The organism is Agathobaculum ammoniilyticum (assembly GCF_025567315.1).
Classification (GTDB): Bacteria; Bacillota; Clostridia; order Oscillospirales; family Butyricicoccaceae; genus Agathobaculum; species Agathobaculum ammoniilyticum.
In genome coordinates this window covers 90441-108288 of the sequence record NZ_JAOQJE010000005.1, presented here as the reverse complement: position 1 = coordinate 108288, position 17848 = coordinate 90441, and the positions used below count along the sequence as shown (strand labels likewise).

Here is a 17848-nt window from a genome sequence, read left to right as displayed (position 1 = left end):
GAGCGTGGCATTTTCTCGCATCAGATTGGCAATCGCATATATTCCATGGCGTAGCGCGCCGACCACCTCGGCATTGATGTCTGTGCGGCTGTTATGGGAAAAGCTCAACTGCGGGAAATGCTCCGCGAGGTCATGAAGGTGTTTGATCGTGGTTTCCGGCGACCAACCAGTCAGTTTTGCGTCGCTGCAAATTTTTTCGATGTCCATCAGGTTTCCTCCTTTTGCATATCTGCAAGGATTTCCTCCTTGCGTCGCATACACCACGCAAACACAGGAAATTGAAACGTCTCTCCCTGCGTGGAGCATTGTTGTAAAAATCCGCATTTGTCACAATGCCCAAACACGATAGCCTGTGAGATCGCAAGCCCCTCCGCCTGCTTTTCCGGCGTGTACTGCCGGTCAAACATGGTGATATGTTTTATTCCAGTGCCAGAAATGTCCATCATGTGTCCACCTCTCCCTCCGGCGGGCGACGGTAGTAATCTTCGTTTACTTTCGACCGAATGCACCATGCGCACGGCGGATAGTCGTCATTTTTGATGTAATAGCATCCCTCGCACGTCAACGGCTCGTTCGGCGGGGTGATTGTGGGCGCTTGAACCACTCTCTGCATCACCCGCCGTAGGATAGATTTTTCCTTTTCATCTTCGGTGTCATTGTACCAAGACACGAGATCATTGTTTAGTGTATATGCATCAATCGGTCTTGCCATCTTTCAGCACTTCCATTCTTTCTTTAGTTGGTCTGTGAAGCGGGATGTAGTGGGTCGTAGAGTGATAGTCTGGGTGCCATTGTACCCACATTACATCCATCAGAGGCGAACCATTCCCTCTGGTCTTGAACATGAAATCCGGCCTCCATGTCAGCGGCAGAATCATCTCAGGCTGTTGCAGATTAAACAGCGGATGGCGTTTCGCCGCATGCCAGTATTGTGATTTAAGCAACAGCGCAAATGGTAGGCCATGCTCAATGCAGCGAGCGATAAACTGCTCTGACTGGGAAAACGGTGGGTTGGTGATAATCCATTCGCAGTCCATCAGGGGGGTGGTCAGGAAATCATCTCCAAACTGGATGTCCGTCCCGATTACAGAGTATCCCATTTGCTCCATTACCTTGACCATGTGGCCCTGACCGCAGGCTGGCTCCCAGATCTTTGTACCTTTCGGGAGATCCAGGAAATCCATCAGGGCTACGGTAGCCTCTGGCGGTGTTGGGTAAAAGTCACTCTCAACCCGCTTATATGCTGTGTTCCCGCCAATGATCCGGCATGCTGTCAGATTATCCATGCAGCTCCTCCCATCTCTCCATCACCATCCCCACGGCCTCGTCCGTCATGGGTGCGCCGCAGTTCGGGCAAAATTGCGTCCTACTCCAAAAATAGCTTATTGGATAGCCACACTTTGAGCATTTGCACATTTGCTCCACCTCGTTGTTAGTGTTTATCCACTCGCCCCTCCACACCTTCTCCACCTGCTCTTGCGTGGGCGGGGTGAGAGCGACAGCGGCCATCCTGTAAAACTCTTTGACCTCTGATATGCCGGTAATATTCACGGCGTGTTCTGCAAATTTAACCGCTTCTTCCCGTGTCATTTCTAAGCCTCCTCAAATCTATGCGGTCTCTACTTTCTTTTCGGATCATACCTCTCGAAATCCGGCTGCGTCCGAAATATCTTCCGGTTATTGCACCAGCGCTGCAAAAGCCGTACTTCATGCGGCGCATTCGGCTTATCGTATATCATCACATAGGGGTCATATCCCATATCCCGCAAGGTATATATGCGGTACAGGTTTTCTTGCATCGTGGTATCATAGTTTGTTAAGCAATAGACCGTCCCGAATTTTCCGTGCGGACGCCGATTTGCCAGTTTTGCATACAGGCGCAAACCGCGCAGTACAGCATCGCTTTCTTGCATGTAATCCCACGCAAAGTGTATTTCTGTCAGTTTGACGCGGTTTAACTCCTGTATGTTTTGCTCAGTCAAAAGCCGTGCATCTAAGCCTTGTGTAAAGTCCACCCATGCGCCGCTCTGCACAAGCTGTTCTAGCAGTTCCATGTGATCGGTGCATGCGAGTAAATTTGGGTCGAGCAGTTTAATTTTTTTCTGCCCGCTCCAAAACTCGCTTAAATTTGCAACCTTTCTCGAGCCCCGCCCCTCTTTTTCTGATACGATACAGAAGTGACAGCCTCGTGGACATCCGCGCGTCAGAAACCCATAGGCAGTATCCTGCGGCATCCAGTGATACAGGCCGTAGTCCGGCATGATATGTTCGATTTCGTCCGGCAGACGGTTATCCAGACCGTATCCCGTGCCGCCTTTAATAATCTCCGCAGCATTACAAGGCTCCGGTTCGTCCTCTGAATAGGTATCATCAAAGACGCGGGACATGTATACACGGTCATACTGTGAAAAGCCGTCCCACCATTCTACATGATCACCAATAGATTTGTGATATGCGGATATTTTCATCAGCGCGATATTCGGCCAGTTATGCCCATCCACATCAATTAGACCAATCCTCATATATCTCCACTTCGATCCGTGTAAGCGCTCCCAAGGCGACGTGCCTTTGCCTGCCGTCGCAGTTCTGCTTCACGCGCTTCCCACTCTGCCACGGTTGGGCCGCCTGGGTACATCGGCCTGTTCATGTTCCGCTCCGCTGGATCTGCCTTGTCCGACTTTGGTGCTGTGGCTTCCAGATCGGCCGCGGTCAGCACACCGTCCCGCTCATAGCCCTGCAAGATGGTCCGCAGGTAGGCGGCAGGCTTGCGCGGATGCTTATTTCCGGTCTGGCGGGAAGCCTCCATAATGACCGCTTCCTGCATACCGGCCTGTATCAGACGGGCAATGTCCAGCCGGAAATTATCATCAATCTCTATTCCGATTAGCCGCTCCAGATCAGCAGCCAGCGCCTCAGCGCGTTCTCTGCTGTTCTCTGCTATACTGTGCTTTTCTGTACTCTGCTTTTCTCTGCTTTTCTGTTCTCTGCTTTGTGTACTTTTCGTCCGATCATCTTCATTTATCGGGCGATTTTCCGTATTTATCGGACGAGAAATAAAAGATTGCAGAATAACAGACTTCGAGCTGAGCTTTTTCATGTCCGTTTCGGACAAAAGCCAGATGTCGAAGTTGACGTCCACATACTTCCGGTCTACTGTCGCGGTGTAGTATGCTTTCTGCGCTCTGGTCGATGTGATGATGTCACGCCTGAACAGGTCGCCGCTGAATAGTCCGCACGCCGCCAGCTCGTCTATCACATTCGCTATTGTTTCGGAAGAGGTCGAATACCGCCCATTAAGCATATCCCCGACCTGCCAAATCACGTCCTCCCGCTGTTCTCCGCCGTATGGGATGTAGTACCCCTTATCCCGATACAGGATGCACAGGAGGGCAATGTATATCACTTGCGCCAGGTATCCGTATTTCTGGCGCGGCCTCCGTAGCTTTGGATCACTGAGAAGCCCTACATCAAAAGGGAAATAGTCAAGCCCCTGTTTAGGCTGCCTGCCCACCGCATCACCTCCAGCTGGGCAAGGCTGGGGCGGTCTGCGCCGCCCCGCGCCGGATTGCCTTGCACCTTATTCCTTACAAATCACAATATTGATGCCCGGGAACTCCTGCCGGAAACGTGCCTCCCAGGCAGCTGCCCGGCTGTGCGCTGCGGACAGGTGCAGCAGATAGATAGTCAGTACGCCGGACAGATCCTGCTTGTGCAGCCAGCGGATCACACGGTCTATCTCAAAGTGGCTGTGCCGGATGCGCTCCTTGAGCGCTACAGTCAGACGGTCGCTGTACTCAAGCAGCGCGGCCTCGTAGTTGCATTCCACAGCGATATAGGTCAGCCGGTCGGCCCTGACACCCAAGTTCGCCGTGTCCACCGCAAACAGCAGGCGCTCCCCTGTGCGGCCGTCCCCGATCAGAAAGCCCAGCGGCTCCTCCGTGTTGTGGAACGTCCGGAACGGCATGACCGTCAACGCGCCGAACCGCAGCGCCTCCCCCGCCCGCATGATGCGAGCTGCATCCATCGCATCCTTGTGCGCCGCCGCTGTACCATAGCTCATGTAGACCGGCACGCCATGCTTCAGCAGCTGCGCCGCGGCTTTGGCGTGATCCTGGTGCTCGTGGCTCACGAGGCAGGCCGTCAGGCCGGAGACCTGATAGCCGAGCCGCTTTTGCAGCTCCTTAAAAGTCAGCCCGCACTCGAGCAGCAGCGTGGTGTCCCCGTCGCTCACTACATAGGCATTCCCTTTGGAGCTGCTCGCCAGTGATGCAAACGTCAAATCGGACACGCCTCCCCCTGGTCTTCCTGCGCGGCGCCGGCCGCGGACGGGATATTCAGCTTCTCCTCCGGTGGGTCGGCCGCGAACTGCGTGGACTTGCGGATGATATCCTGAATCCACTCGGGCAGCTTGCCGAACGCCTCCATGTCCGGATCATCCGCGTCAAACACGAGAACCTCGCTTTCGATTTCCGGAACAGGGATACCCTTCGGGAAGCCGGTCACTGCCTCGATCTTGTTGTGCCGGCTGCCGTCATCCTTTTCGACCACGGACACGCTCAGCATGGCGCCCTGCCCTGCCATTTGCATTAAGTCGAAGCCATCGCCCGCTGGGTCCAGCTCTGCGTCGCTGAGCGCTTTGCCACGCCATGCGGTCAGCATCTGGTACAGACCGCTGCGCTCATGCAGCGATACTGTATACCGGCGGGAGGACAGCCACCGCGGCTTGTCCTCTCCGTCCACATGAACGCGCTCGTCCGGTATCTCGAAAAGGAACAGACATTCCTCTGCATACTTGCCCTGCTTCTGCTTATCGAACTGCTTATACTGCTCGCCGAGGTCGATCACTCCGATGCACACCGCCATGTAGGTGCCGCCATCCATCGGCGGGATATTATTGGCAGGTTTGCGCCTGGCCTTTAAGCTCATTCCAATCTCAACTCCTTATCCTCCGCAGAAACGACCAGCCGCACGACCTGTGTACCGGCGTTCTGCAGTTTGGTCACGCTCTCGGCGTTGTCAATAAATAATGGTACATGCCGGTCATAGTGCTGAGAAAGCGTTTCAATAATGTCCAGCCCAACATTGATCTGCATCGCATTGTTCAAATCCGCGTATGGCACATTTCCCACCGTTACATCACAGCAGTCCATAAGGCCGCCGTTGACCTGCTCCGAATACAGGCGAAAACGTGCCAATCGAAAATGGCTGTTTACCGACTGCTCCACCGACTGCACACGGAACCGCGCGAACTCCTCGCACAGCTCGATCATGCGGTCTGTTTCCTCCACCTCTGCGGCGGCGCGGCGCTGCTCCTCCCGCAATTCAGTCACGCGGCGGCGGGTATCTGCGAGCGTCTGCTCTTTGGCGAGCATAGTATCATTCTCAAGAAGTTGGGCCGTGATCTCCTTGTACTCGTTTTCCAGCCGATCGCGTTCTGCCTGCTTGTCCGTGCGCAGTCGCTCGATTCGGCGGTTGCAGTCATCCATAGCGCGGCCGATCGCGTCTTTACGGTGCCGATAGTCCGGCAAATCCTCAATCACCGGCGCCGCGGGCGGGGTATAATCAGCCAATGCGCGTGCAGCTTGATCGGCAGCCGCCTGTAAGCTGGGCAGGGATGCCTCTACCTCCTGCAGCCGTGTCTGCATGGATGCAATGTCGGCCTTGAGCAGCTTGCTGTCCTCGAGCAGGCCGTTCTTGCGGTCCTGCTTGCTGGTCTCAAACCGCTGTTTTGCTGCCTCCAGCTCTGCCGCCGGAAGGTCCTGCCCGCAGGTCGGGCAGGTGCCGCCGGCAAACTGCTCCTTGTCGATCGCACGCCAACGGATGCGATAATCTTCCAGGCGGGTATTCCCGTCCGCAATGCGCTGCTGCAGGTCGGACTGTATGCGCTTGGCCTGATCCAGCGCTTCCCGTGCCTGTTCGTCTGCGTGCATCAGGGCGGCCGTATCATCCTCCGCCGGCACATACTGGCTGTCCCTGTGCGCGCGGTTTTCGTTTTCCAGACCGCGCAGCTTGTTCGCCAGCGCGTCGCGCTCGTTCTCAGCCTGAACAGTCAGCGCGTCGCCGTCCAGCTTGACCAGTTCGGTCTGTACCCGCACACGGTCTTTCCGCAGCATCTCGGCATGTTGGCGCGCGGATTCAAACGGCAGTCCGGACAGTTCTGCGGCCATGCGCTCGCACTCGTCTATACGGATGGGCAATGCATTGAGCGATGCGTTCGCGCCCTTGCGCTGTGCCATGAGCGCCGCCTTGTAGTCGTCCACCGTGCGCCGCCCTGCCTTTTCCGCCAGCTCCGCGAACTGCGGCGCACCGGCCAGCAGCGTCCTGTCGTCCGGCAGGCCGCAGACCTCGGCCAGCAGCGCGCGGCGGTCCTTCCAGTGCATGTCCCGCGCAAACGCGTACACGCTGGTGAGCAGCTTGAAGTGCTCCTCGTCTATGTAGTCCGAGATGATGCGCTTGTACTCGTTTTCCTTGCGCGGTACGTCGTCAATGAAGTAGTCCCGTTTATCGCCCGCATAGCGCGCCTCCGCGCTGCCACGGTGTTTTTCCCACTTTTCGCGCAGGGTCTTGCGCAGCTTCAGCACCTCTCCGTTCACGGAGAGTACTGCGGTGACCTCCGGAGTTACGCCTGCCGGTAAATCGATCGGCTTGACTGAAAAAGTGCCGCTTCCGTGGCTGTCCTTACCGAACAGCAACCAGGTCAGCGCGTCGTATACTGTGCTCTTGCCCGTCGCATTATCGCCGTACAGGCTGTTCACGCCGCTGTGAAAATCCAGGTGCAGGCTGCGGATACCCTTGAAATTCGAGATATCCAAACTTCTGATCTCAATATCCATCAGCCGACCCTCTCTTTCACAATGCCGAGGAAATCGGCGAGGCTGTCTACCGCGCAGGATGAAATTGCAAACGGCTCACTGCCGTCCCCAATATCCACGCTGACGATATCGCTGGCATAGTCTACGACTGCCGAAAACTTGCCGTTTGTTATTTTTTCAGTTAATGTCTCAATTTTCATTGACTTCCCGCCTCCTTGCGGGTATTATAAAGGTGAATTCATAATTTTTTGCTTGGCCGTCTCGGAATTGCCGTTCCGTGGCGGCTTTTTTCATGAGGCATGATTGTCCTCCCACGCAGCGCGGCGCATACGGTTAAATCGCCGCTGCCGCTTCTGCTCCTCGCGCCGCCGGTACCGCTCCAGCCACACCAGCGCGGACACGATCCACGCCAGCAGCACCCACGCAATCGCTGTGAGCAGCGCGCCGCTGTCCGAGGCCACCGCCGCCGCGATGGGTACGGCCAGCCAAGCGGCAAAAAGTTTATGTTTCATGTTTTCACTTCTTTCATTGCTTTCTCACGGATTCGCACCGAGTACGCTTCAATGCTGTCAATGTAAATTCTGCGTTTCCCTGCGTGAATAATAGAAACCAACTCACCCGACTTGCACAACTCGCATATTTTGCATCTGCTGCATTCAAGCATCTCCATTGCGCCCGTATAGGGTACGGTTTCTTGGATCAGACGGCTTTTCAAATGAATCACCTCTTTCATTGTCCTGTTTATTGGACTTATATTCTTTTCTGTACTACCCATCCCTCTGTACATTGCTTGGTCTCCTTGCTTGCCTTTCATTGCCACAGTGTGCTATACTGAACATAGAAAGGAAGCGGATTCATGAAACTCAACACTGACTTATTTAGAAATGTCCTGCTTTTTCTGGAAGCACAATCTTATTACGTTTCAAATTGCGATGGAGAAATTGAATCCATGCCTGTTTGGTTTGGAAAGATTTCTGAACATTTTCCCAATAATGACCAAGCAGAGGTATTCTATGCGCTCAAAAATCTTGAGCAGGCCGGATATATAAACTTGACATCCTGCGCTGCGGATAATGCCGTTAGCCGATGCTATGTAAATTGCATTACATTCAGAGGACACGAGTTCATCGCATCCGTGCGAAACGATGATCGTTGGAGCGGGATTAAAAAGGCGTTGCCCGCCATTCGTGACTATTCCATCCAAGCGATAAATGCCGTAGCTCAAGGCATGACTTCTGCTGCGATTACCGCTTACCTCCAAAGAAATCCTTAATAATGCGTTCCACAACAAATTGACTGCCTTTTCTTGATTCTTCTTGCGTCGGAAACGGGCAGTTCTTTTCTTGTAGATACCACAGCAAAGACGCGGTGCTTACATATTGTGCAAACCATCCTATAGCGCATACTCCGGTCAAAATCAACAACACCGCTATAAGCATTCATTCATCTCCTTTCATGATGCAGGTTTGTCTGCTTCTTTTTCGTTTTCTTGATTTTTGGCAGCTACAACACCCTCCGCAAAGCCAATCAGGTATTCTTTCTTATTATCAGGAAGTGCTTGAAAGGCTTCGGAAAGCGTGCGTACAACCTTACGATCTTCTGGTTTCATATTTTCACCTCCTTGCGGTTTATTTTAATCTCTTTGCAATGAAATTATATCGCAAAGCATTATATTAGTCAATAATATTTTCGAAAAAATATTGCATCGCGTTAAAAGTTGTGCTATACTTTGTTTATCACAGGAGGTGCTCTTAATGAATGAGCGAATAAAAGAGTTGCGCAAAGCTTTGCAACTCAATCAAACTGAATTTGGGTCACGAATAGGAGTAAAGCAAACCACTGTTGCTGGATATGAAAATGGAACAAGGATTCCTTTAGATGCCGTGATTTCCTCTATTTGCCGAGAGTTCGACGTAAACGAGGATTGGCTCCGCAATGGAGAGGGCGAAATGCTTATAAAAAAAACTCGGAATCAAGAAATAGCCGAGTTTATGGGTGATATCCTAAAAGGCGAGCCGGACTTTCGACGCAGGCTAATCGCCGTATTAGCTCGCATGACACCAGTGGAATGGGAAATGCTCGAACGCAAAATGAATGAAATCGCTAACGAGCCATAAAAAAAGCTGCTTTTTCAAGCAGCTAAGTGATTTTATTTAAGCAAGTGAATGGAAAATCTTAGTATTAAGTCAATTTCTTCTGCGTTTGCTATTTTAAGAAGATTTTCTATTTCATCAATCTTTCTTTGATCTTCTCTGCTTTGTGCATCGCTAACGACAATCCTTGAATTAATACTTTCCATGTCGGTTTCTCCTTTATGTTTAGTCAACCAAATACGCTATCTCTCTGCACTCATTTGGTTACTTCCTGATGCGCCGGATTTTAAGAACATTTGTTCGGTGTTTTTATTCTAACCCTATGAGGAAATAATTTCAAGCGTTATTTCTCGACAAAAAAAGATAAGTACAATATTCAGGACTTTTGAATTATAAATAAAAAAAGACCGCCAAGGCTCCTACCCCTCGACGGTCTTACGGAAAGTACATTATGACACGCGCACTCTCCAAATACATTATACAGAATTGGCACTATTTGTCAATTGCAGGAGGGTAAATATAATGGGATTCCGATACAGGAAGAGCATTAACTTGGGCGGCGGCTTCCGAATTAACTTAAGCAAGTCTGGAATCGGATATAGCTGGGGTGTAAAAGGATACCGTGTTACGAAAACCGCAAATGGCGGTGTGCGTCGTACTGTTTCCATCCCCGGAACTGGTATATCTCATGTAACCGAGACATCAGGGGGCAACCACGAAAACCGTCAGCAAAATAGGCAGAATGAGTCCACCAATTCAAATTTGTACGGCCAACAAGACATTGAGAATACAAATATCGAAACTATGTGCTCCGATGGCGTTGAAGATATATTGAAAAGTGCAAACAGGGCACTTTTACTGAACACTATTTCAACTGCGTGTATAGTTATATTCTTTCTTTTATCGTGTGGAACACCAATTTTCTTAGTTTTACTTGCGATTGCAGTAGCTGCAAAAATTTATGTTAAGAGAAGCGGTGTTATTGATTTGGAATACGAGATTGATGAAGAAGAGTTAGAGCACATAAAAGAACGCATGCGCCCCATCCGTCATCTTCTCACATGTGACAAGGTTTGGCGCATCATGCAATCAGGCAAAGTTATTGATAGAAAATATTCGAGCGGGGCATCTTCAACTGTAAGGAGAGTCGCCTGTAAAGTATCTGATAAGACACCATTTCCATTTCGATCAAGCGTATCAGCAGTTTGTGTAAAGTCTGGAAAAGAGAACTTAATATTTCTTCCTGATAAGTTATTTATCATGAAGTCGCGAAAAATTGGCGCTTTAAGTTATTGGGATATTGAATCAAGTGCGCAACGCACACGTTTCGTTGAAAGCGAAAGTGTACCTAACGATGCCCAAATCGTGGGAACCACATGGAAATACGTCAATAAATCTGGCGGACCAGATAAAAGATTTAAGGATAATCGTGAACTTCCTATCTGCCTTTATGGTGAATTGGCGCTGAAATCTCCTGCCGGATTGAATACTGACATATTATTCTCTAATCCTAATATTCAGTAACAGAAAATTAAAAATCCCGCCCCTGCGCTACCAACACAGAGACGGGATAAAGAGGTACAGATCAATCTTGACCGGTCAATCTGTACCTCTATTTTACCATACTTTTTTACGGTAAGAAAGGGGTATTTTTTATGGTCCAAAAGGAAAAAAGCGGCTGGTCTGCCCGCGCCAGCTGGTACGATGAAGCAGGGAACCGCAAGCGGAAACTGAAAACCGGATTCCCCACCAAGAAGGCCGCGTTAGAATGGGAACGACAATATATCGAGTCGCATGCTGGCCGTCCTGCCGATGCAGACACAATGACGGTGCAGCAGCTGCTCGCTGCCTATATCGAGGCCTGCAAGATGCGCGGCAGAGCAGCGAACACGATCAGAGGGTATGAAGGATGCGCCGCACTGCTCAATAACGAGCTGGGAGCCGTCCCGATCAGCAAGCTCAACCGGATCCGCGTAGAAACCGCCTATGCCAACATTGCGCAGATGACAACCAAAAAAGGAAAGCCGATGCGTCGTGGAACGATCGCCTATGCGCATCGCGTCCTCAAAGCCGCCTGTAATTACGCCGTAGAAAGTAAGCTGATGCAGGACAATCCCTGCGCCAAGGCAATTCTGCCACAGGAAACAGAACCGTTCCACGCCTCCGTAATCAAGCCAGAGGACGCACGAAAGATACTCGAGGCGCTGCCCGAATACGATGAGCAGCTCTATCTGGTCGTGCTACTGTGCGTCGTCTACGGTCTCCGGCGTGGCGAGGCTCTGGGGCTGCGCTGGGCGGATATTGATTTCAAAAACGATACCATCACAGTATCCGGTCAATACACCTACGACGGCGATAAAAAAACCGTATGGACGCCAAAGCTGAAAACCTCCAGCAGCCACCGCGTAATGTATCTGGTACCCTATATCAAGGACGTACTACAAGCAGTCCGGCAAGCGTTCCCGCGCGACCGGATCGTGCAGTATGTGTGCGAGCTGGACGGAAGACTGCCATCACCCAACGCTATCACGCGCCGTTGGTATGCCTTCCGCAGACAAATGGGGTATGACAGCGTCCGGATACATGACCTTCGACATTCAGCAGCCATGATGATGATCCACAGCGGTGCCGATCTGAACACCGTCAAAAATCTTTTGGGGCATACAAAGATCGAGACCACGCAAAGATACCTACACGAAGATTTCGACACGACCGCTGCGGCCTCCAAGCGCGTGATCGAAGGCATATTCCCTACCATTCCAGCAAAAGAAATCGCCGCCGAAAAATAAAAACCCCCAGATTTGTCTGCCTGCCGTAAGATATCCGGGGAATTTTTTGAAAGGTCGGGCCACTTTTGGGCCAATTTTTAAAATCTGCCGAATTATTGATATTATTTTAACATAACATTTTTAGACTATAAAAATCAAAAAGCACCGAAATCACATCGATTCCGGTACTTTATGGCGGAGAGTCAGGGATTTGAACCCTGGAGACGCTCATCACGCCTACACGATTTCCAATCGTGCGCCTTCGACCACTCAGCCAACTCTCCATAGTCTGCTGCTCTCACAGAGGACGAGATATATTATATCCTATATCCTTGCTTTCGTCAAGCCTTTTTTCTCTTTTTTTGCAATTGTCATGCGCAACAGCAGTACCCCCAACAGAAAAGCCTTATGCATCTTTTCACGGATGCACAAGGCTTTTTTAGAATCTCATAGCATTCGGCCGCACGACGCTGCACGAAAACGGATATACTGAACCGCCCAGGGTGGCTTGCAATCCGCGTCATTCCGCCACAACCTGCAGCCTTATTTCTGGAATTGGGAACGCACCTGCATATACTGCACAATTTCTTCCACCACGCCGTCGAAGCCCAGCACACCGCTGTTGAGCGACAGATCGTAATTGCGCGCGTCATACCAGTCGCTTCCCGTGTGGTGCTTGTAATACTTGGCGCGGTATTCGTCGATCTCTGCGATTTTTCTGGCCACCGCATCCTCCGGCATCGAATCTATTTTCATAGCCTCCTGCAGGCAGAACGCCGCGTCCGCGTGGACGAACACCCGAACCACGTCCGGCCGCCCCTTGAGGATATAGTCCGCGCAGCGCCCGATCAGCACGCACGGCCCCTGATCGGCCAGCTTGCAGATGATTTTCGCCTGATAGTCGAACAGCGCGTTGTCACGCAGATAGGCCTTGGAGGAGTCATTGATTACGCTTGTATCTCCTTTATAGCGGCTGCGCAGGCGGGTCAAAAAGTCGGGCTTGAGCCGTTCGTCTGAAAACAGCATGGCATTGATACCGCTGTCCTCGGAGGCCATCGTGATAATCTCCCGATTATAGTACGGGATATCCAGCTTGTTCGCCAGCATTTTGCCGACCGTTTTGCCGCCCGACCCATACTGGCGGGCGATCGTGATAATATACGGCTTCATTCGCGCTTCCCCCTTACTCTCCCAAATAGGCTTTCTTGATGGAATCATCGTTCAGCAGATCAGACGCCTTGCCGGATTTTACGATCCTTCCGGTTTCCAGCACATAGGCGCGGTCCGCGATCGAGAGCGCTTTTTTCGCGTTCTGCTCAACAAGCAGGACGGTCGTCCCCGCGGCAGACACCTCCTGAATGATTTTGAACACCTCGCCCACAAACAACGGCGACAGGCCCATGGATGGCTCGTCGAGCAGCAGGATGCGCGGCTTTGCCATCAGCGCGCGGCCCATGGCAAGCATTTGCTGCTCGCCGCCGGACAGCGTGCCTGCCGCCTGGTTTTTGCGCTCCTCCAAGCGCGGGAAGCGCTTGTAGACCTCCGCCAGAGATGCCTCAACCTCGCCTTTCGGTCGGGTATAGGCGCCCATTCGCAGGTTTTCACGCACGGTCAGACCCGCAAATACCCGCCGGCCCTCCGGCACATGGCTCATCCCCAGCCGGACGATCTCATGCCCGGGCTTTCTGGTGATGTTTTTGCCCTCAAACGTCACCGTGCCGCTTTTGGCGGGCAACAGTCCGGTGACGGTATGCAGCGTCGTAGTTTTACCCGCGCCGTTCGCGCCGATCAGCGCGACGACCTCACCCTCGTTTACCGTAAAGGAAACGTCGCGCAGCGCGTGGATCAGGCCGTAGTACACATTGATATCCTTTACTTCCAGCATTGCCATACTTCGTTTCCCTCCTTATTCGCCAAGGTAGGCCGTGACGACCTCCGGATTTTTCAGCACCTCGCCCGGCGTCCCCTCGGCCAGCAAACGGCCGAAGTTGAGTACATACAGGTATTCACAGATGCCGGAAACCAGCTTCATGTCGTGCTCGATCAGCAGCACGGTCACGCCGAAGCGCTTACGGACGACCTCGATCGTCTCCATCAGCTCGGCGGTCTCGTTCGGGTTCATGCCCGCCGCCGGCTCATCAAGCAGCAGCAGCTTGGGATTGGTCGCCAGCGCGCGGGCGATCTCCAGCTTGCGCTGTTTGCCGTACGGCAGGTTCGCCGCCTGGTAATCCGCCACGCTTTCCAGCCCGAACACGCCCAGCAGCTCCATCGCGCGTTCATTCATGGCGCGTTCCTTTTTGCGGTAGGAGCCGACATGGAACAGGCTTTCCGCTAACGAATAGGTGATCTCGTTATGCAGGCCGGTCTTTACGTTGTCCAGCACGGTCAGCTTGGAAAACAGGCGGATGTTCTGGAACGTGCGCGCCACGCCCATTTTGCAGATATCGTGCGGCTTTTTCCCGATCAGGTTCTGCCCGTCCAGCCGGATGCCGCCATCCGTCGGGCGGTACACGCCGGTCAGCATGTTGAACACAGTGGTTTTGCCCGCGCCGTTCGGACCGATCAGGCCTACCAGCCCGCCCTCCTCTATTTTCATGGAAAGCTCGTCAACAGCGCGCAGGCCGCCGAACGAAATCCCCAGCGAAGTCACTTCAAGCATTGCCATATCACGCGCCCTCCTTCCCGTTCTTTTCCAGCTTGCTCATCTGCTTCATACCGCGCTTTTCCAGCAGCCGCGCCTTAAGCGGCGAGTTGTTGAACAGCATCATCACAATCAACAGGATCGCATAGATCAGCATGCGGTATTCGCCGACCTCACGCAGCACCTCGGGCAGGATCGTCAGCAGCGACGCGGCGATGATCGAGCCCCAGATATTGCCCAGCCCGCCGAGCACGACGAAAACAAGAATCAGAATCGAGGTGTTGAAATCAAATTTAGCCGCGGTAATGGTAGTGTAGTTCATGCCGTACAGCGTGCCGGCCATACCAGCGAATGCTGCCGAAATGACGAACGCCATCAGCTTATACCGCGTGGTCGAAATGCCGATCGAATCCGCGGCAATCTTGTTATCGCGCACGGACATGATCGCGCGGCCCGCGCGGCTGTTAATCAGGTTCAAAATCAGGAACAGCGTGATCAGCACAAGCACAAAGCCGGTGGTGAGGGTCGACAGTCGGGATACGCCGGACACGCCCATCGGCCCGTTGATGATCATTTCCCCACCTTCCGCCAGCTCAAACCGCTGCTCGAGCAGGCTGAAGTGCAGTCCCGTGCTGTCCAGGCCGATATACAGCACATTGATGATATTTTTTATAATCTCGCCAAATGCGAGTGTGACGATCGCCAGATAGTCTCCCTTGAGACGCAGCACCGGCACGCCCACGATCACGCCCGCGACCGCAGCGCAGATACCGCCCACAAGGATCGCGACCGCCAGCCGGAGCGGCGCGGACGGGATCGCTTCCGCCAGGCAGGTCGTCGTCACGACGCCCGCGAACGCGCCGACCGACATAAAGCCCGCGTGGCCGAGCGACAACTCGCCCAGGATACCCACAGTCAGGTTGAGCGAAACCGCCATGATGACATACGCGCAGATCGGCACAAGCAGGCTTTCCAGCAAGCTGGAGATATTGCCCGTCGCCACCATCACCTGCAGGTAGATGTAGCCGGCGATCACAATGCCGAAGGACAGCAGCGTATCGCGTCCGGCCTTAGAGGCCGCATATTTCTTGAACTTTTTCATCGCAGCGCCGCCCCCTTAAACCTTTTCGCTCACGCGTTTGCCGAGCAGCCCGTCCGGCTTGACCAGCAGCACGAGGATCAGCACCGCGAATACGATCGCGTTGGAAAGCTGGGTTGAAATATATGCGCCCGCGAAAATCTCGATCACGCCCAGCAGGATGCCGCCGACAAACGCGCCCGGGATCGAGCCGATGCCGCCGAACACTGCCGCGGTGAACGCTTTAATGCCGGGCATCGAGCCGGTCGTCGGCATCAGCGTCGGATAGGCCGAACACAGCAGTACACCCGCGATCGCGGCCAGGCCGGAACCGATGGCGAACGTCAGCGAGATCGTCGTGTTCACATTAATGCCCATCAGCTGCGCCGCGCCCTTGTCCTCGGAAACTGCACGCATCGCCGTACCCATTTTGCTCTTGTTGGTAAACAGGGTCAGCACGATCATGATAACAATGCAAGCAAGCACCGTGACCAGCGTGACCGGCGTGACCGTAAGCTGTCCGTCAAACAACTGGAACGGGCTGCCCTTTACGACCGAGGTAAAGCTTTTCTGCCCCGAGCCCCAGATCAGCAGCGCCGCGTTCTGCAGGAAATAGGAAACGCCGATCGCCGTAATCAGCACCGCCAGTGACGGCGCCATGCGCAACGGCTTATAGGCCAGCCGTTCGATCACAACGCCAAGCGCTGTGCAGACAACGACCGCGAGCAGTACGCCCGCCGGAGCGGGCCAGCCCAGATAGGTCGTGGCGCAGAAGCACATATATCCGCCCACCATGATCACATCGCCGTGGGCAAAGTTTAGCATCTTCGCAATACCGTAGACCATGGTATAGCCCAGCGCGATGATCGCATAGATGCTGCCCAGACTCACGCCGTTGATCAGATGATTCAGGAAACCCATCATTCGGAACACCTCAAATCTCTTTTATTTCTCTTTTTGCTTGTGGGTTGGGGCAAGGGCTCGGCAAGCGGCGTCGAGCCGTCGCCCCACCCCATAACGCGGTGAATACCGTGGAATAGACGCAAAGGAGGGCCGTAGCGTTCTGCTGCAGCGCCCTCCTTCGTTCTTTCGTTCAACTGTTTTCAGCGGTCCGTTACCCGAACGCGCCGAAGGCTTTTACATGCCTACATACGCGCCGTTTTCAATAATCATGCCCTTCGGGCTCTTGGATACCGCACCGTTGGAATCCCAGGTGATACCCGCGCCGTCGCCGGTCAGGCCCTCGAACGTGATGGTCGGGAACGTCTCGATCATCTTGTCGCAAAGGTCGGAAGCAGACATATCCGGCGTGCATTCCGCTTCCTCAAGCGCCTGCTTGTAAGCGTAGATGCAGTCATATGCGTCAGCCGCGAACTGGTTCGGGGTCTCGCCGTACTTTTCCTTATACTTGGTCACGAAGTTTACGGTCTTTTCATCGGTCGCATCCGCATTGAACGGGGTCAGCAGCATAACGCCCTCTGCCAGCGTGGTATCGAAATTCTCGACAGTCAGGATGCCATCCATACCGTCCACGCCAAAGAACTTGGGCGTATAGCCCATCGCGTTCGCCTGGGTCAGGATCAGGGACGCCGGGGTGTAATAAATCGGCAGGAACAGCAGGTCAGCGCCGGCGCTCTTGCACGCGTTCAACTGCACCGAAAAGTCGTTCTGCGTCTCCGTCGTAAACGCCTGTTCGGTCACTATCTCAAGGCCCTTTGACTCTGCTTCAGCCTTGAACTGCTCCAGAATACCGGTGGAATACACGTCGTCGCTCTTATAAATAACGCCAATCTTGGTGCCGAGCTGCTGATCCGCGATATACTCCGCGGAAGCCATGCCCTGATTCGGGTCGGAGAAACACATCTGGAACACAACGTCGTTGCCCTCTATATTGGCCGGAGAGGAAGCCGACGGGGTCAGCGCGAAAATGTGATCCTCCTCGTGCAGCGGCGCGATCGCTTCGCCCGGCTTGGAGGTTACCGCGCCGAGGGAAAGCTGGATGCCCTCGTCCTTGAGCGCGTTGTACGCACTGACAGCCTTTTCCGTGTTGTGTTCATCATCCTCGAAAATGACCTTGATCTGAATATCCCCGCCTTCCGCGTTGATCTCCTCCGCCGCAAGCTCGGCGCCGTTCTTGACCGCGTTGCCGTAAATCGCCGCTTCTCCGGTCAGCGGCGCGGTGCCGCCGATCAAAAACGCGGTTGCTGCAGCATCCGTGTTATCCTGCCCGTCGCCCGCGCCCTGCGTATCGGTATTGCCGCCGCAGCCCGCCAGCGCTGTTACCAGCATCGAGCCGACCAGAAGCATGCTCAGACTTTTCTTCATGGTTATCTTCTCCTTTACAAACCTAATCCCTCGCCCTTTCCGATGTGAAATCATTCGGGCGCTTGGATTATTTTTTCTTATTATACTACTCTTTCTACGATTTGGCAGACTTTTTTTCGCCTTTTGAGCAA

General features: G+C 53.4%; 25 protein-coding genes and 1 tRNA gene. 4 read left to right on the top strand and 22 right to left on the bottom strand.

What is annotated here, in order from left to right; translation table 11 throughout:
* From OCV66_RS07145 to OCV66_RS07085, 13 genes are all read right to left on the bottom strand, one after another.
* Positions 1–207, bottom strand: a 207-nt coding sequence (locus OCV66_RS07145) for a hypothetical protein (RefSeq protein ID WP_262564093.1), incomplete at its 3' end; no start/stop codon positions are given.
* Positions 207–446, bottom strand: a complete 240-nt coding sequence (locus OCV66_RS07140) for a hypothetical protein (RefSeq protein ID WP_147574007.1) — start codon at positions 444–446, stop codon at positions 207–209. The genes OCV66_RS07145 and OCV66_RS07140, both read right to left, overlap by 1 nt.
* Entirely contained in the window at positions 443–712 is a 270-nt protein-coding gene (locus OCV66_RS07135) for a hypothetical protein (RefSeq protein WP_147574006.1), read from the bottom strand. Before OCV66_RS07135 ends, OCV66_RS07140 begins: the two co-directional genes overlap by 4 nt.
* A complete protein-coding gene (locus tag OCV66_RS07130) occupies positions 696–1286 on the bottom strand; it encodes a methyltransferase domain-containing protein (RefSeq protein WP_262564091.1) in 591 nt (196 codons plus the stop codon). The genes OCV66_RS07135 and OCV66_RS07130 overlap by 17 nt, the downstream gene beginning before the upstream one ends.
* Positions 1279–1590, bottom strand: a complete 312-nt coding sequence (locus tag OCV66_RS07125) for a zinc ribbon domain-containing protein (protein WP_147574005.1) — start codon at positions 1588–1590, stop codon at positions 1279–1281. Before OCV66_RS07125 ends, OCV66_RS07130 begins: the two co-directional genes overlap by 8 nt.
* Positions 1591–1619: 29 nt before the next feature.
* Entirely contained in the window at positions 1620–2522 is a 903-nt protein-coding gene (locus tag OCV66_RS07120) for a hypothetical protein (RefSeq protein WP_147574004.1), read from the bottom strand.
* Positions 2519–3511, bottom strand: a complete 993-nt coding sequence (locus OCV66_RS07115; protein WP_147574003.1) for a DUF4373 domain-containing protein — start codon at positions 3509–3511, stop codon at positions 2519–2521. Before OCV66_RS07115 ends, OCV66_RS07120 begins: the two co-directional genes overlap by 4 nt.
* 66 nt (positions 3512–3577) lie before the next feature.
* On the bottom strand, positions 3578–4279 hold the full coding sequence (locus tag OCV66_RS07110) for an MBL fold metallo-hydrolase (protein ID WP_262564088.1): 702 nt from the start codon (positions 4277–4279) through the stop codon (positions 3578–3580).
* Positions 4276–4926, bottom strand: a complete 651-nt coding sequence (locus tag OCV66_RS07105; RefSeq protein WP_262564086.1) for a phage replication initiation protein, NGO0469 family — start codon at positions 4924–4926, stop codon at positions 4276–4278. Before OCV66_RS07105 ends, OCV66_RS07110 begins: the two co-directional genes overlap by 4 nt.
* Positions 4923–6833, bottom strand: coding sequence for an AAA family ATPase (locus OCV66_RS07100; protein ID WP_147574001.1), 1911 nt, complete (start codon positions 6831–6833; stop codon positions 4923–4925). The genes OCV66_RS07105 and OCV66_RS07100 overlap by 4 nt, the downstream gene beginning before the upstream one ends.
* Positions 6833–7012, bottom strand: coding sequence for a hypothetical protein (locus OCV66_RS07095; protein ID WP_147574000.1), 180 nt, complete (start codon positions 7010–7012; stop codon positions 6833–6835). Before OCV66_RS07095 ends, OCV66_RS07100 begins: the two co-directional genes overlap by 1 nt.
* A gap of 90 nt (positions 7013–7102) precedes the next feature.
* Positions 7103–7324 (bottom strand): hypothetical protein, encoded by a 222-nt coding sequence (locus OCV66_RS07090; RefSeq protein WP_147573999.1) that lies wholly within the window; start codon positions 7322–7324, stop codon positions 7103–7105.
* The gene (locus OCV66_RS07085; protein WP_147573998.1) at positions 7321–7599 is read right to left on the bottom strand and encodes a helix-turn-helix domain-containing protein; all 279 of its coding nucleotides are present in this window, start codon (positions 7597–7599) and stop codon (positions 7321–7323) included. Before OCV66_RS07085 ends, OCV66_RS07090 begins: the two co-directional genes overlap by 4 nt.
* Positions 7600–7668: 69 nt before the next feature.
* Between OCV66_RS07085 and OCV66_RS07080 the strand changes: the two genes are divergently transcribed.
* Positions 7669–8085: a DUF2513 domain-containing protein gene (locus tag OCV66_RS07080; protein ID WP_147573997.1), complete on the top strand. Its 417-nt coding sequence runs from the start codon at positions 7669–7671 to the stop codon at positions 8083–8085.
* A 180-nt stretch (positions 8086–8265) separates the two neighbouring features.
* Here the strand turns inward: OCV66_RS07080 and OCV66_RS07075 are convergent, their stop codons facing one another.
* Positions 8266–8421 (bottom strand): hypothetical protein, encoded by a 156-nt coding sequence (locus OCV66_RS07075; RefSeq protein WP_262564082.1) that lies wholly within the window; start codon positions 8419–8421, stop codon positions 8266–8268.
* A 145-nt stretch (positions 8422–8566) separates the two neighbouring features.
* Between OCV66_RS07075 and OCV66_RS07070 the strand changes: the two genes are divergently transcribed.
* Positions 8567–8929, top strand: a complete 363-nt coding sequence (locus OCV66_RS07070) for a helix-turn-helix domain-containing protein (RefSeq protein ID WP_147573996.1) — start codon at positions 8567–8569, stop codon at positions 8927–8929.
* A 32-nt stretch (positions 8930–8961) separates the two neighbouring features.
* Here OCV66_RS07070 and OCV66_RS07065 read toward each other — a convergent pair whose 3' ends face one another.
* Positions 8962–9111 (bottom strand): hypothetical protein, encoded by a 150-nt coding sequence (locus tag OCV66_RS07065; RefSeq protein WP_262564080.1) that lies wholly within the window; start codon positions 9109–9111, stop codon positions 8962–8964.
* 316 nt (positions 9112–9427) lie between these two features.
* On the opposite strand from OCV66_RS07065, the gene OCV66_RS07060 reads away from it, so the two are divergent.
* Positions 9428–10429, top strand: coding sequence for a DUF4236 domain-containing protein (locus tag OCV66_RS07060; protein ID WP_147573995.1), 1002 nt, complete (start codon positions 9428–9430; stop codon positions 10427–10429).
* 131 nt (positions 10430–10560) lie between these two features.
* Entirely contained in the window at positions 10561–11694 is a 1134-nt protein-coding gene (locus OCV66_RS07055; protein ID WP_147573994.1) for a site-specific integrase, read from the top strand.
* A 172-nt stretch (positions 11695–11866) separates the two neighbouring features.
* Here the strand turns inward: OCV66_RS07055 and OCV66_RS07050 are convergent.
* The 7 genes from OCV66_RS07050 to OCV66_RS07020 all read right to left on the bottom strand — a co-directional run bounded on the left by OCV66_RS07050 (position 11867) and on the right by OCV66_RS07020 (position 17717).
* Positions 11867–11957, bottom strand: a tRNA-Ser gene (locus OCV66_RS07050).
* Between the two features lie 259 nt (positions 11958–12216).
* On the bottom strand, positions 12217–12843 hold the full coding sequence (locus OCV66_RS07045) for a cytidylate kinase-like family protein (protein ID WP_054326432.1): 627 nt from the start codon (positions 12841–12843) through the stop codon (positions 12217–12219).
* A 13-nt stretch (positions 12844–12856) separates the two neighbouring features.
* A complete protein-coding gene (locus OCV66_RS07040) occupies positions 12857–13564 on the bottom strand; it encodes an ABC transporter ATP-binding protein (protein ID WP_054326431.1) in 708 nt (235 codons plus the stop codon).
* Between the two features lie 15 nt (positions 13565–13579).
* On the bottom strand, positions 13580–14338 hold the full coding sequence (locus OCV66_RS07035) for an ABC transporter ATP-binding protein (protein WP_107631714.1): 759 nt from the start codon (positions 14336–14338) through the stop codon (positions 13580–13582).
* A 1-nt stretch (position 14339) separates the two neighbouring features.
* On the bottom strand, positions 14340–15416 hold the full coding sequence (locus tag OCV66_RS07030; protein ID WP_054326430.1) for a branched-chain amino acid ABC transporter permease: 1077 nt from the start codon (positions 15414–15416) through the stop codon (positions 14340–14342).
* Between the two features lie 15 nt (positions 15417–15431).
* On the bottom strand, positions 15432–16313 hold the full coding sequence (locus tag OCV66_RS07025) for a branched-chain amino acid ABC transporter permease (protein WP_054326506.1): 882 nt from the start codon (positions 16311–16313) through the stop codon (positions 15432–15434).
* A gap of 216 nt (positions 16314–16529) precedes the next feature.
* Positions 16530–17717: an ABC transporter substrate-binding protein gene (locus tag OCV66_RS07020; protein ID WP_054326429.1), complete on the bottom strand. Its 1188-nt coding sequence runs from the start codon at positions 17715–17717 to the stop codon at positions 16530–16532.
* Positions 17718–17848: the final 131 nt, after the last annotated feature.

What these genes read in the sequence shown, in the direction of transcription:
- OCV66_RS07140 (WP_147574007.1), bottom strand. Translation starts at nt 446, where the DNA reads ATGATGGACATTTCTGGCACTGGAATAAAACATATCACCATGTTTGAC.
- OCV66_RS07135 (WP_147574006.1), bottom strand. Translation starts at nt 712, where the DNA reads ATGGCAAGACCGATTGATGCATATACACTAAACAATGATCTCGTGTCT.
- OCV66_RS07130 (WP_262564091.1), bottom strand. Translation starts at nt 1,286, where the DNA reads ATGGATAATCTGACAGCATGCCGGATCATTGGCGGGAACACAGCATAT.
- OCV66_RS07125 (WP_147574005.1), bottom strand. Translation starts at nt 1,590, where the DNA reads ATGACACGGGAAGAAGCGGTTAAATTTGCAGAACACGCCGTGAATATT.
- OCV66_RS07120 (WP_147574004.1), bottom strand. Translation starts at nt 2,522, where the DNA reads ATGAGGATTGGTCTAATTGATGTGGATGGGCATAACTGGCCGAATATC.
- OCV66_RS07105 (WP_262564086.1), bottom strand. Translation starts at nt 4,926, where the DNA reads ATGAGCTTAAAGGCCAGGCGCAAACCTGCCAATAATATCCCGCCGATG.
- OCV66_RS07100 (WP_147574001.1), bottom strand. Translation starts at nt 6,833, where the DNA reads ATGGATATTGAGATCAGAAGTTTGGATATCTCGAATTTCAAGGGTATC.
- OCV66_RS07095 (WP_147574000.1), bottom strand. Translation starts at nt 7,012, where the DNA reads ATGAAAATTGAGACATTAACTGAAAAAATAACAAACGGCAAGTTTTCG.
- OCV66_RS07090 (WP_147573999.1), bottom strand. Translation starts at nt 7,324, where the DNA reads ATGAAACATAAACTTTTTGCCGCTTGGCTGGCCGTACCCATCGCGGCG.
- OCV66_RS07085 (WP_147573998.1), bottom strand. Translation starts at nt 7,599, where the DNA reads ATGTACAGAGGGATGGGTAGTACAGAAAAGAATATAAGTCCAATAAAC.
- OCV66_RS07080 (WP_147573997.1), top strand. Translation starts at nt 7,669, where the DNA reads ATGAAACTCAACACTGACTTATTTAGAAATGTCCTGCTTTTTCTGGAA.
- OCV66_RS07075 (WP_262564082.1), bottom strand. Translation starts at nt 8,421, where the DNA reads ATGAAACCAGAAGATCGTAAGGTTGTACGCACGCTTTCCGAAGCCTTT.
- OCV66_RS07070 (WP_147573996.1), top strand. Translation starts at nt 8,567, where the DNA reads ATGAATGAGCGAATAAAAGAGTTGCGCAAAGCTTTGCAACTCAATCAA.
- OCV66_RS07065 (WP_262564080.1), bottom strand. Translation starts at nt 9,111, where the DNA reads ATGGAAAGTATTAATTCAAGGATTGTCGTTAGCGATGCACAAAGCAGA.
- OCV66_RS07060 (WP_147573995.1), top strand. Translation starts at nt 9,428, where the DNA reads ATGGGATTCCGATACAGGAAGAGCATTAACTTGGGCGGCGGCTTCCGA.
- OCV66_RS07055 (WP_147573994.1), top strand. Translation starts at nt 10,561, where the DNA reads ATGGTCCAAAAGGAAAAAAGCGGCTGGTCTGCCCGCGCCAGCTGGTAC.
- OCV66_RS07045 (WP_054326432.1), bottom strand. Translation starts at nt 12,843, where the DNA reads ATGAAGCCGTATATTATCACGATCGCCCGCCAGTATGGGTCGGGCGGC.
- OCV66_RS07040 (WP_054326431.1), bottom strand. Translation starts at nt 13,564, where the DNA reads ATGGCAATGCTGGAAGTAAAGGATATCAATGTGTACTACGGCCTGATC.
- OCV66_RS07035 (WP_107631714.1), bottom strand. Translation starts at nt 14,338, where the DNA reads ATGGCAATGCTTGAAGTGACTTCGCTGGGGATTTCGTTCGGCGGCCTG.
- OCV66_RS07030 (WP_054326430.1), bottom strand. Translation starts at nt 15,416, where the DNA reads ATGAAAAAGTTCAAGAAATATGCGGCCTCTAAGGCCGGACGCGATACG.
- OCV66_RS07025 (WP_054326506.1), bottom strand. Translation starts at nt 16,313, where the DNA reads ATGGGTTTCCTGAATCATCTGATCAACGGCGTGAGTCTGGGCAGCATC.
- OCV66_RS07020 (WP_054326429.1), bottom strand. Translation starts at nt 17,717, where the DNA reads ATGAAGAAAAGTCTGAGCATGCTTCTGGTCGGCTCGATGCTGGTAACA.